Origin of the sequence: Cytobacillus sp. IB215316 (assembly GCF_033963865.1) — a bacterium.
In the GTDB taxonomy this organism is placed as follows: Bacteria; Bacillota; Bacilli; order Bacillales; family SM2101; genus Nanhaiella; species Nanhaiella sioensis.
In genome coordinates, this window is the sequence record NZ_JAXBMC010000019.1 from 1 (window position 1) to 12,442 (window position 12,442).

Annotated in this window: 15 protein-coding genes; 2 read left to right on the forward strand and 13 right to left on the reverse strand. The window is 36.1% G+C overall.

Annotated elements, in window-relative coordinates:
- Positions 1-395: 395 nt before the first annotated feature.
- Complete coding sequence (locus tag SLH48_RS19730; RefSeq protein ID WP_214483817.1) at positions 396-623, reverse strand: hypothetical protein; 228 nt, start codon at positions 621-623, stop codon at positions 396-398.
- Between the two features lie 273 nt (positions 624-896).
- Here SLH48_RS19730 and pdaB point away from each other — a divergent pair, with 273 nt between their 5' ends.
- Positions 897-1,658, forward strand: a complete 762-nt coding sequence (pdaB, locus tag SLH48_RS19735; RefSeq protein ID WP_320259545.1) for a polysaccharide deacetylase family sporulation protein PdaB — start codon at positions 897-899, stop codon at positions 1,656-1,658.
- Positions 1,659-1,739: 81 nt separating this feature from the next.
- On the opposite strand, the gene SLH48_RS19740 is transcribed toward pdaB, so the two are convergent.
- The gene (locus SLH48_RS19740; protein ID WP_320259546.1) at positions 1,740-2,336 is read right to left on the reverse strand and encodes a KinB-signaling pathway activation protein; all 597 of its coding nucleotides are present in this window, start codon (positions 2,334-2,336) and stop codon (positions 1,740-1,742) included.
- A gap of 145 nt (positions 2,337-2,481) precedes the next feature.
- Between SLH48_RS19740 and gerD the strand changes: the two genes are divergently transcribed.
- The gene (gene gerD, locus SLH48_RS19745; RefSeq protein ID WP_320259547.1) at positions 2,482-3,111 is read left to right on the forward strand and encodes a spore germination lipoprotein GerD; all 630 of its coding nucleotides are present in this window, start codon (positions 2,482-2,484) and stop codon (positions 3,109-3,111) included.
- Between the two features lie 100 nt (positions 3,112-3,211).
- Here gerD and SLH48_RS19750 read toward each other — a convergent pair whose 3' ends face one another.
- The 11 genes from SLH48_RS19750 to SLH48_RS19800 form a co-directional block, all read right to left on the reverse strand.
- Positions 3,212-4,267, reverse strand: coding sequence for a P-loop NTPase (locus SLH48_RS19750; protein ID WP_214483821.1), 1,056 nt, complete (start codon positions 4,265-4,267; stop codon positions 3,212-3,214).
- Positions 4,268-4,366: 99 nt separating this feature from the next.
- Entirely contained in the window at positions 4,367-5,080 is a 714-nt protein-coding gene (gene cwlD / locus SLH48_RS19755) for an N-acetylmuramoyl-L-alanine amidase CwlD (protein WP_320259548.1), read from the reverse strand.
- 157 nt (positions 5,081-5,237) lie between these two features.
- On the reverse strand, positions 5,238-5,681 hold the full coding sequence (locus SLH48_RS19760) for a YbaK family protein (RefSeq protein ID WP_320259549.1): 444 nt from the start codon (positions 5,679-5,681) through the stop codon (positions 5,238-5,240).
- A 719-nt stretch (positions 5,682-6,400) separates the two neighbouring features.
- Entirely contained in the window at positions 6,401-6,793 is a 393-nt protein-coding gene (gene rpsI, locus SLH48_RS19765) for a 30S ribosomal protein S9 (RefSeq protein WP_214483824.1), read from the reverse strand.
- 20 nt (positions 6,794-6,813) lie between these two features.
- Positions 6,814-7,251, reverse strand: coding sequence for a 50S ribosomal protein L13 (gene rplM / locus SLH48_RS19770; protein WP_214483825.1), 438 nt, complete (start codon positions 7,249-7,251; stop codon positions 6,814-6,816).
- A 148-nt stretch (positions 7,252-7,399) separates the two neighbouring features.
- Positions 7,400-8,149: a tRNA pseudouridine(38-40) synthase TruA gene (gene truA, locus SLH48_RS19775; protein ID WP_320259550.1), complete on the reverse strand. Its 750-nt coding sequence runs from the start codon at positions 8,147-8,149 to the stop codon at positions 7,400-7,402.
- 19 nt (positions 8,150-8,168) lie between these two features.
- A complete protein-coding gene (locus SLH48_RS19780) occupies positions 8,169-8,966 on the reverse strand; it encodes an energy-coupling factor transporter transmembrane component T (RefSeq protein ID WP_320259551.1) in 798 nt (265 codons plus the stop codon).
- Positions 8,956-9,831 (reverse strand): energy-coupling factor ABC transporter ATP-binding protein, encoded by an 876-nt coding sequence (locus SLH48_RS19785; RefSeq protein ID WP_320259552.1) that lies wholly within the window; start codon positions 9,829-9,831, stop codon positions 8,956-8,958. Before SLH48_RS19785 ends, SLH48_RS19780 begins: the two co-directional genes overlap by 11 nt.
- Complete coding sequence (locus SLH48_RS19790; RefSeq protein WP_214483829.1) at positions 9,807-10,646, reverse strand: energy-coupling factor ABC transporter ATP-binding protein; 840 nt, start codon at positions 10,644-10,646, stop codon at positions 9,807-9,809. Before SLH48_RS19790 ends, SLH48_RS19785 begins: the two co-directional genes overlap by 25 nt.
- 364 nt (positions 10,647-11,010) lie before the next feature.
- Entirely contained in the window at positions 11,011-11,373 is a 363-nt protein-coding gene (gene rplQ / locus SLH48_RS19795) for a 50S ribosomal protein L17 (RefSeq protein WP_214483830.1), read from the reverse strand.
- A 75-nt stretch (positions 11,374-11,448) separates the two neighbouring features.
- On the reverse strand, positions 11,449-12,393 hold the full coding sequence (locus SLH48_RS19800) for a DNA-directed RNA polymerase subunit alpha (RefSeq protein WP_320211083.1): 945 nt from the start codon (positions 12,391-12,393) through the stop codon (positions 11,449-11,451).
- Between the last annotated feature and the right edge of the window lie 49 nt (positions 12,394-12,442).

A 12,442-nucleotide genomic window follows, 5' to 3' on the forward strand; every position in this document is an offset into this window, starting at 1 on the left:
GCACGCCGCCAGCGTTCGTCCTGAGCCAGGATCAAACTCTCCAATAAAGTTTGATTGCTCATTTGTTCAAAAAATTAACGTTGACGCTTTTGCTTTGTTTAGTTTTCAAAGAACATTTTTTGTTGCTATCGCTCAGAAGCGACTTTATTAATTTAACATTTTTCTTTATTGATGTCAACATTTTTTTAAATGTTTTTTCATGCTGTCATCTATGTTATCGCGTTGTTTATCAGCGACGTTTATTAATATATCACCCTCATACTATGATGTCAATATGTTTTTTTGCTTTTTTAAAAGAACAAAATGTCGTAACAAGATTTAAATAATAAGCATTGGGTATGAACGCTATATATTTATAATTCAAAAGGTCTTCAATGCTTTTATATCATCACTTATCATTCTGAAAAATATGCTTTTTTTGAGCGAACATACCGATTACACTCTGACGGTGTTGCAACCTTTCTAAATAGTTGAAACAATATTTGATATCTTTCCTCCATTGCACGCTTAACTACATAGTCAATTCGAGAATCTTGAAAATCAAGTAGCAATTCTTCTAACTCTCTTTTTATTAAGTATTCAATTTCTTTTATTTCCTTTTTTGTTACTAAAAGTCCAAGCATAATGTCACCTCACTATTAGTTATTCTAGTTATTTCCACTGTGAAACAGTTTTATGAAATTTTTTCTTTAGTAGTCAGTCTTTTATCATATCTTCTATTAGGGAGCATAGTATGTAGACAAGTAATCGTGTAAGCTAGGCTTTTTCGTAAACTTTGTTGTTATTAGGTTCTAGCAAAAAGGATGATACGCATCTTAATAGGTTACATATTTATTTCTTAGTACAAAAAACAACAATGAATACGAACCAGCTGTAAGAAAAGAGGAGGGGGTTATATGAATTTCTTTGTCGTTGTAAATGGTAAAAAGGGAAAACAAGCACTAATAATTATTGTTGCTGCTTTATTTACAGCTATTTTTCTTTATCTTGAAAACGCGCTAAATAATACAGTTTTTTCGACTGAGGATGGTCCTAGAGCTATTTATAAAGGAGATGAACGAGGGGAGAAAATAGCTTTAACATTTGATGTCAATTGGGGTGACGAACATATATTAAACATCCTAGAGGTATTAAAAAAAGAAAAAGTGAATTCAACTTTTTTCATTTTAGCAGATTGGGCTGAACGACATCCTGAAGTCGTAACTCAAATTGCAGAAGACGGACATGAAATAGGCAGCAAAGGATATAGTTATAAGGATTATTCAGAGCTAGAAGCTAGTGAGATTAAAACCGATATTTTAAAATCTAAGGACGTATTTAAGGTATTACAAGTAAAAGCTGCCCCGCTACTACGACCACCTACTGGGAATATAAATGAAGAAGTGATTACTACCGCATCCGAAGTTGGATACACTGTTGTACATTGGAGCATAGATTCACAAGACTGGCTACGGCCTGGTACGAAAGAAATAACTAAAAATGTTACAAAAAACCTTAATGGTGGAGACATTATTTTACTTCACGCCTCTGACTCTGCCAGTCAAACGGCTGAGGCACTTCCATCAATTATTCAATTTATAAAAAAGAAAGGATACAAAAATGTTACAGTGACTGAACTTATTACAAACACAGATACAAAAAGCGGAGAAATTAATTGAGATGACGGGAATAAGAAATTCCTCTCTATTTGAAAAAAAATGAGTGGGTTAAACCTCCACTCATTTTTTTGAAACAAATTATTAGCTATTAGTAAATTTCGGTAATATTAGTAGCTGGTACATGTTACATAGCAATAGGGGAAAAAGCATCAAATATAACCAACTATCATCATTTGCTTGAACCGCTGGTATTAACTCTATAATTGTTACGACTATCATAAAAAACATAGCTGGGACAAATGCCTGTTTATTTGTTTGTTGCTTTTTTAACAATGCAACAACAATGCCTACAAGAGCAATGATTAAAGCTACTACGATGTACGAGAATATTGAATCTCCCTCATCTGCAAACAATTTATATCTAAAATATATAAGATCAAATAACACAAATACAACTAATACAATTTGTACTGCATTCCATAACTTCACCGACCGAAAGATCCCTAAGCCAAAACGATGGATCGTTAAATAAGCAAAAAATCCCATTTGACTAATAACACTAAATATAAGGCCTACACCAACAAACCAAATAAATGCCAATACAATATCCATAAATTCAAACGAAGAGAATAGTTCTTTGTATTCACTCCACTTTACAATAAATCCAATAATACCTGCGCTAATTCCTCCAACAGCTAAGGTCGACATAAATAAACGAACCCAATTTCGACTATTCACAGCAAGACTCCTCCATTACACATTCTCCTAATGATTGTACCAATCGACTGGTGAAAATACCACATTTTCAGTATTAACAACGTATAATTTTTTGTAGATAAACTATCCTAAAGTATAGGACAACCCTGAAAGGAGTTAGTGAGCAATGAAAACAAACGTGTTGCTCCTATTTATCATAGTCACAATTTTAACGGCTAGTGGGTGCGGACAGCAGGAACAAGCACAAGAATTGGATTATGAACAATCAAAGAAAATGATTGTTGATATTTTAAAGACTGATGAAGGAAAAAAGGCGATTCAAGACATTATGTCTGAGGACGGCATGAAGCAACAATTAATTATGGACCAAACAATTGTTACAGCTGCAATTGAAAAATCACTTACTTCTAAAGAAGCTACTGATTTTTGGAAAGAAAGTCTATCAGATCCTGAATTTGCAGAAAGCTTTGCAAAGGGCCTGCAAGAAGAACAGGAAAAATTAATAAAGGAATTAATGAAAGATCCTGAATACCAAGGAATGATGCTAGAACTTTTTCAAAATCCAGAGATGGAACAGCAAACTTTAACTGTGCTTAAAGGTAAAGAATATCGGACTCACCTACAAAAGGTTATAACAGAAACAATAGAAAGCCCCTTATTTAAAGTTAAGATTCAAGAAATTCTATTAAAAGGTGCGGAGGAATTACAAAGCGGTGAAAAGGGCGACGATGAAGAACAAAGCGCTGATAATGAAGAAGGTGGAGATGATTCAGGAGGTAATGGAGGGGGAGGGTAACCTCTTACAAGTATTTGAAAGAAGCAAATAAAAAGGGTCTACCTTACAATTACAAAAAATTGTAGGGTTGACCCTCTGTCTAATAAGAATCTACGACCATTTATACAATCGATGTAACCCTTTCAGCCATGTTCATATAAATTTTACCAAGTTGATGATCTTCAGCATAAATAGAAGGTGCAAAATCATCATCATCCCAATCTGGTTGCTGTAACGGGAGTTGTCCTAGCAGTTCTGTTTGTAGCTCCTTCGCTAATTTCGTGCCACCGCCATTTCCAAAGACATATTCCTTTTCCCCTGTCAGCTTGCTTTCAAAATAAGACATATTTTCAATGACACCAATAACTTCATGCTCAGTGCGCAGAGCCATAGCACCTGCACGAGCAGCTACAAAAGCGGCAGTAGGATGTGGTGTTGTCACAATAATTTCCTTACAAGAAGGTAGCATTGCATGGACATCTAACGCAACATCCCCTGTTCCAGGAGGTAAATCTAACAATAGATAATCCAACTCGCCCCATTCTACCTCTTGAAAAAAGCTATTAAGCATCTTTCCTAACATTGGGCCTCTCCAAATAATAGGTGCATTATCTTCGACAAAGAATCCCATTGAAACCACTTTTACTCCTAATCTTTCAACAGGAATGATTTTCTCGCCTCTAACAACTGGTCTCTTCGTAATACCCATCATGTCTGGTACACTAAATCCATATATATCAGCATCTACTAGGCCTACTTTTTTCCCTAGCCGTGCTAAAGATACAGCTAAATTAACAGAAACAGTTGATTTTCCAACCCCACCTTTACCACTTGCAATCGCAATAAACTTAGTGTTGCTACCTGTTGATAATGGTGAATTACTACCTTCCTCAGAGGGTGATGGACTTTCCGACTTGGCAGTTTTGTCCTTCGGTAATTCTGAAAAACGCAGCCCAACAGATTTAGCACCGGCATCCTTTAATACTTGTACGATATGTCCTTGTATTTGCAACTGCTCGGATGTACCAATCTTTGATAATGCAATTTTTACACTTACATGCCCTTTCTCTTCTTTAATATTTATGTCCTGGATCGCACCGGTTTCTTCAAAAGTTTTATGTAAAAATGGATCTTTTAATTGACGTAATAGCTCAACTACTTGATCTTTCGTTATCAATTATTACACCGTCCTTTTTGTGTATTCGTTTTCATACGTTCACCTGTTAGTATACCATAATTACATATGACGGCTAAAAGAATTCACAATAATTAACTATTACTCAGGAGCCTTCTCCTCGTTAGAGAAATATCTAATAATCCCTTTATATATGGAAAACGCTAGTTTTTCTTGATATGTGTCATCAGATAGTAAATCCCTTTCAGCACTATTAGACAAAAATCCTACTTCGACCAAGGAACCAGGTATATTTGCATTTTTCAATAAGTACACACCACTAATTGCCTTAGCTTTTCTCGTAGTATTCTCTAGAGTTGTTCGAAACTCATCTTGTATAAACCTTGCGATTTCTTTATTTTCAATATAATTGGGGTTATAAAACGTTTGTGCCCCCCTATATTTTGATGAAGGTATCGCATTTAAGTGAACACTGATAAATAAGTCCCCTTGCGACTCATTAATCATTTCTGCTCTTTTTTTCAAATCCTCAGTCTTCCTTTTGCTATAGCCCTTTGTACCGCTAGATGCGAGGTCGTGATCATCTTCACGGGTCAAAATAACGAGCGCACCCTGTTCCTGCAGAAGATCTTTCAATAAAATACTAACCTTTAAAGCTACATCTTTCTCAAGCACATCACCACCAACTGCCCCTCCGTCAGGGCCACCGTGGCCAGGGTCTAAAATAATTATCTTACCAGATAGAGGTAAATTCCACGATTTCCATGAAGCATTTTCTGTAAACTGGTATTGAACGATTATTAGTAGGATAATAAAGCCTATTAAGTATCCAGCAAATTTCAGTTTTTTCTTCACTTTGTCTCTGCCTCCCACTTTTTCCTTGTAAACACTATATGGGACAAGAGGCAAAAATAGACCATCTAGCTTTATGCCTATCGTTAAAAATGCAAGATGAGCTGCGAAGAACATGATCAACTTATTTTTTTATGTTATAGACACCTATCACCGTTTGCTAGTGCAATTTCATTCGATACCGTTTTTCCCCTTTATAAAAACCTTCATTAAACCAATAACTAACAAAATGTTCGCATGTGTAATACATTGATTCATTCATTAAACTAAAATCATCCACGTTCCCCCAATATATAACGTAATCATACAAAGTATTAATTAAATACTTTTCTTCTGTTATACACCTTAACTTTACCTTTTCTAAAGGTTCACCAAAATAACCAAATCGACTATAGCTTGCTCCCAGCAAATATGATTCTACAGCGACGTCAACACATCCATCCTCAATAGCACTAATCGCCACAACACCTAGTTTGTAAAAATCACTAAAAGTTTGTTCAACTTGTTTTTTTAAAATTTCAAGAGATAGCTCTCTTAGCATTTTCCGTTCGTAAATGACTTGCTTTTCCTTCTGCTTTGCAGCAAAAGTTGTTATAACGTTCATTTCTTATTCAACCCCTTTTGAAAGTAGTTTACACTTCCCTAAAAGCTTCATACGTTACTGTCTTTACCAATTAAGAAAAGTTGAGGACATCTCTATCTCTTATAACATGCTCCCATTCAGTAGGCACTGCTGATCTTCTTTAGCTAAGAATAGGCGCTCCATATATCTGTATAACAAGTAGTACGAAAGGCTTTATTCGTAAACTTTGTTGCTTTTTTCATTTACATATAAGTAACTGATGTGTTTAAAGAAAAGGTGCCACGAAGGCTAGTGTATACGTGCTTCTACCTATGAACGAAAAACACCAATTAACACAAAACAGCCATTAGAAAAGAATGCCCTGCTGTTTGACCACGACAAACGTTAGATAGTGTTTTTTGTCTTAATGAAAAGAGGTGAGTGGAGTGACTTCCTGGGGACATGCGGCGAAACTGCATGTGATCGAACTTTTTTGATATTCCCATCGTTTTAAGGGTTTATTCATCTGAACACTAGTTAGTCATAACATTTAGTAAGTATGTTAATTTAAAAATAGTTGAACAAAAGGCTTTTTTATCGTAACCTTTGTTGCTATTGTCGATTTTTCAACAGAAGTAATTGGTGTCATACACTCTAGTAGTGTATGTATTACTTAATTCAAAAAACAATAATCAGTAGAAACAGTCAATAAAAAAGACCCCCAACCAATTTGGTTGAGAGTCTTTGAAACGTAAATAAAATTAACGTTTTGAGAACTGTGGTGCACGACGAGCGCCTTTAAGACCGTATTTTTTACGTTCTTTCATACGAGCATCACGAGTTAATAAACCAGCACGCTTTAATGTTGGGCGAAATTCTGGATCAGCTTGTAGTAACGCACGTGCGATACCGTGACGAATTGCACCAGCTTGCCCAGTATATCCACCGCCATGAACGTTAACTAAAACGTCATAAGCACCTGTAGTTTCAGTTGCTTCAAGTGGTTGTTTTACAACTTCTCTTAATGCTGCAAATGGAATATAGTTTTCAATATCACGATCGTTGATCACGATACGTCCGTCACCAGGAACTAAACGTACACGAGCAACAGAGCTTTTACGACGGCCTGTGCCATAATATTGTACCTGTGCCAAATTAATACCCTCCTAAAATATTATCCGCGAAGTTCGTAAACTTCAGGTTGTTGTGCTTGATGTGGATGTTCGTTACCAGCATATACATGTAACTTTTTAAACATTTGACGACCTAATGAGCCTTTTGGTAACATACCACGAATTGCGCCTTCTAGCATTCTTTCTGGATAGTTCGTACGCATTTCAAGCGCAGTTCTTACTTTTAATCCGCCTGGATGTTGACTATGACGGTAATATAGTTTGTCAGTTAATTTCTTACCTGTAAGTTCAATTTTCTCTGCATTGATGATGATTACATGATCACCAGTATCAACATGTGGTGTATAAGTTGGTTTATGTTTACCACGTAAAATCGATGCAATTTCGCTTGCAAGACGACCTAAAGTCTTTCCTTCAGCATCAACCACGTACCATTTACGTTGTACTTCTGCTGGCTTTGCCATAAAAGTTGTACGCATGATTTTCCCTCCTAAATAAAAAAATCCATGATTGGTTACATATATTATTCAACACGATTTTTCCGGGGCTAATCGTGGTTTTAAAATACATACCATATGATATAATAAATCTTTATGAGACTATTGTCAAGAAAATGTTACACCAGGTTTAGTTGTCATAATTCACTTGCCATAAATACAATCCATGAGATGGCGCCGTTTGCCCCGCTAGCATCCGATTTTTTTGCTCTAAAATAGTTTTTATATCCTGAGGCTTTATTTTTCCTTGACCTACTTTTAATAATGTACCGACAAGAATTCTCACCATATTATATAAAAACCCTGACCCATTAAAGTGCAAAATCAGCTCATCGTTTTCTTCATACAAATCTATATAATAAATTGTTCGAACTTTATCTTCTTTTGCCGTTTTAGCTGAGCAAAAGCTTGTAAAATCATGAGTACCAATTAAATATTCTTTCGCCATTTTCATAGCTGAAAGATCAAGGGGATATGGATAATGATATACATACTTTCTAGTGAATACATCATATTGTTTTGACCTTAGTATTTTATACCTATATTCCTTTGAAGTTACATCGTAGCGCGCATGAAATGTTGGGTCTACCTGCACGACTTCCTTAATAACAATGTCACCAGGGACAATCGAATTTAATGCAGCGGGCCACCTGTTCGCAGGAATATCTAATGGTGAGTCGAAATGGATGACCTGTCCATAAGCATGAACACCCGAATCTGTTCTTCCTGAAGCATAGATTGCAACATGATGTCCCTTATGAATTTTCATTAAGGCTTTCTCAAGGTAACCTTGCACGGTCCGCTGATTTGGTAGAGTCTGAGTTTGAAATCCATTAAATTGTGACCCATCATAGGCTATTGTACATTTTAAACGTTGCATGATTTTTCTACCTTCTCCATTAACTTCTTAATAAAAATAACAAAACAGATACTAATAAAGGACTAATAATTACAATGGTATCTCTACTATGCCACTGCAATTGATGAAATTTCGTTCTACCCTCACCACCACGATAACCTCTTGCCTCCATGGCTGTTGCTAAATCTTCAGCTCTCTTAAACGCGCTAATAAACAGAGGAATTAACAAAGGAACAATTGACTTTATTCGATCTTTTATTGGTCCACTTGTGAAGTCTGCTCCCCTAGCTGTTTGAGCCTTAATTATTTTTTCTGTTTCTTGCATTAATGTCGGTATAAACCGAAGTGATATAGACATCATTAAAGCAATCTCATGAACAGGCAAACCAAACCGTTTGAATGGGTTTAATAGACTTTCCATCCCATCTGTAATTTCTATTGGTGTTGTCGTTAACGTAAGCATAGACGTCATTAAAATCAAATTTAAAAAACGTAGGGAGATAAATACACCTTGCCTGATGCCTTCTTCATAGATTTCAATCCATCCTAAACTAAATAATAGTGCACCTTCCTTAGTTACAAAAATATGTAATATGAAAGTAAAAATAATAATCCAAAATATGAGTTTTAGCCCTTTCAAAATAAAGCGAATAGGTATTCGAGTTAGCAACATCATACCTATTGTATATAAACATAAAATCCCATATGTAAGCTCATTATTTGCTAAAAAAACAACTATGACATAAAGAAATATTAATGATAATTTCGAACGAGGGTCCAACTGATGGACAATTGAAGAACCTGGTACATACCTACCTATTATAATTTTATCCATCATGCTGCTTCACCTTACCCATAATCAATTGTGCTTGTTCTAGTGCATCGTCGATCGTAAGGCATGTGGACGATAGCTGAATACCAAATTTGCTTTCTAGCTTCATCTTGAACTTTAATGCTTCAGGAACATCTAACCCTAGCTTGACTAGCTCCTGTGGCTGAGAAAATACTTCTTCTGGTTTCCCCTTCATTCTAATCGTACCATTATCCATGACAACAATCTCATCAGCATACTTTGCTGCATCCTCCATGCTATGAGTTACCAATACCGTCGTTATCTTCTTCTGTTGATGTAGTTTATAGAACATATCCATTATCTCTGTACGCCCTCTAGGATCTAACCCAGCTGTTGGCTCATCTAACACAAGAACTTCTGGTTCCATTGCTAAAACTCCAGCAATTGCTACTCTTCTCATTTGACCACCACTTAAGTCAAAGGGTGACCTTTGCAAAAATTCACTTGGTAATCCAACTAACTCCAACGCTTCCTGTGCCTTCTTCTTCGCTTCTTTCTCTGATACACCAAAGTTAGTTGGACCAAAACATATATCTTTTTCTACTGTTTCCTCAAATAATTGATGTTCAGGAAATTGAAATACAATGCCAACTTTTTGTCTAAGCTTCTTTATCTTTTTATTCTTTTTCTCAGAGTCGATTGTCATATCACCAACGGTTAAACTTCCTACTGTCGGTTTTAATAGACCATTCAAATGTTGTAACAAAGTCGATTTTCCTGAACCAGTGTGTCCAATGATTGCTAGAAAAGTTCCTGAATTAATAGCTAAATTAATATCGTAAAGTGCTAATCGTTCAAGAGGCGTATGTTGATGATATTTATGTTCTACATTTTGTATTGTAATGTCCATAACTCATCCACCAATCCTTCATCTGTTAAATGATCAACTGTCAAAGGAATACCTGCTCGCCTCATTTTTTTACTAAGTCTAACGGAGAAAGGAAGATCAAGACCTATATTAACGAGCTCCTTCTCTAAAGCAAAAATATCTTCGGGTCGTCCCTCCGTGAAAATATTACCCTTATTCATAACCAATATACGATCAGCTTTACTTGCTTCATCCAAATCATGCGTGATTGAAATGACCGATATAACTTGCTCATCTTTAAGTTTTCTAATTGTTCTTAAGACTTCTTCTTTCCCTTTAGGATCAAGCATAGATGTCGCTTCATCTAAAATAATAATATCAGGCCTCACAGCTAACACACCAGCAATTGCAACTCTTTGTTTCTGTCCTCCGGAGAGATTATGTGGCTCTTGATCAACAAACGCTTCCATTTTCACTCTATTAATTGCTTCGTCCACGCGATCTACCATTTCCGAACGTTCTACCCCATTATTTTCTAACCCAAAAGCTACATCATCAATGACAGTTGTACCAACAAATTGGTTGTCTGGATTTTGGAACACCATACCAATTTTCTTACGAACATCCCAAATCGACTCATTTGTAAGTGTGATACCAGCCACTGATACCTCTCCAGACTCTGGTATTAACAACCCATTCAATATTCTCGCCAGTGTTGATTTTCCAGAACCATTATGGCCTACAATTGCTAACCATTCACCATTTTTAAGTGAAAATGATATATCTTTTAACGCATAATGTGATTGGTCATTATAGCGAAAGGAAACACCTTTGACTGATAATAGTTCATTCCCCATATCCTTTCCTCCTCTATTATTCGACATATTTCCTAAGAAATAAAAAAAACTTTATTGCATCATTAGTTCTGATGGTAAGATGAGGAGACTTAAAGGAGATATGCACTGAGGGTGGACAGTTCGTTAAGCGTAGACTCTCGATTTACCTCAATCCGCCTAATAATTTTCAAGAGTAATTGTAATGCCCCTTGTTGGCCCCTGCTATCATTATAAAGAGAAAAATATGAAGCATCATAGTTTAGACATTTATTAATAGTATAAAAACAATAGCAAAAAAGGGCATAGATTCAGTCATTAAAACTGTCCTGCCCTCATTTACTCATACAAAGATGTTCAAAAATCTCCTTTTGAACATTCAGTAGTATTAAACTAATTCAATAATAACCATTGGTGCTCCGTCTCCACGACGTGGACCCATTTTCATAATACGAGTGTAACCACCTTGGCGTTCTTCATAACGTGGTGCAATATCGCCAAATAACTTTTGAAGAGCGTCGTCACCTGTTTCTTCATTCGCAACTTCATTACGAATAAATGCTGCAGCTTGACGGCGAGCATGTAAATCTCCACGCTTACCTAAAGTTATCATTTTATCTACAAGAGAACGTAATTCTTTTGCACGTGTCTCTGTTGTTTGAATGCGTTCATTGATAATTAAATCAGTAGTTAAATCACGTAGTAACGCTTTACGTTGAGCGCTTGTACGTCCTAATTTACGATATGACATGAGATGTCCCTCCTTTTTAGAGTGTTATCATAGCAGTAAGGAAAACATGAAAATGGCTAGTTAAGAGTCTCATAACTAGTCATCTTTTCGCAATCCCAACCCTAACTCATCAAGCTTTGCTTTAACCTCTTCTAAAGACTTACGACCTAGGTTTCGTACTTTCATCATGTCTTCTTCGGTTTTATGAGCTAGTTCTTGTACAGTGTTAATACCTGCACGTTTTAAACAATTATAAGAACGAACTGAAAGATCTAATTCTTCAATTGTCATCTCAAGCACTTTTTCTTTTTGGTCTTCTTCTTTTTCAACCATGATTTCAGCATTTTGCGCTTCGTCAGTTAAACCAACAAAAATATTTAAGTGCTCAGTCAAAATTTTCGATCCAAGAGCAATAGCCTCTTTAGGACCTGTGCTTCCATCTGCCCATACGTCAAATGTTAGTTTATCAAAATTTGACAACTGACCTACACGAGTGTTTTCAACTTGATATGAAACACGAGATACCGGTGTGAAAATCGAATCAATTGGAATCACTCCTATTGGTTGATCCTCACTTTTATTTGCATCAGCTGAAGTATATCCACGTCCACGTCTTGCGGTTAATCTCATACGCAAATGACCATCTTTTGCTAAAGTAGCGATATGAAGGTCAGGGTTAAGAATTTCCACATCACTATCATGTGTAATATCAGCAGCTGTTACAGCTCCTTCACCTTGTATATCAATTTCAAGCGTCTTGTCCTCGTCTGAATAAATTTTCAATCCGAGTTTCTTTACGTGTAAAATAATAGACGTTACATCTTCCACGACGCCTTCAATTGTTGAGAACTCATGCAGTACACCATCTATTTGAATAGATGTGACAGCTGCACCAGGTAGTGAGGATAATAGAATACGACGTAAGGAGTTACCCAAAGTTGTACCATATCCACGCTCAAGTGGCTCGATGACGAATTTACCGTATTTGGCATCATCGCTGATCTCAACCGTTTCGATTTTTGGTTTTTCAATTTCTATCATTACAAACCCTCCTTCAAAACGTCGAAACCCCGGCTAGACAATTTAATGT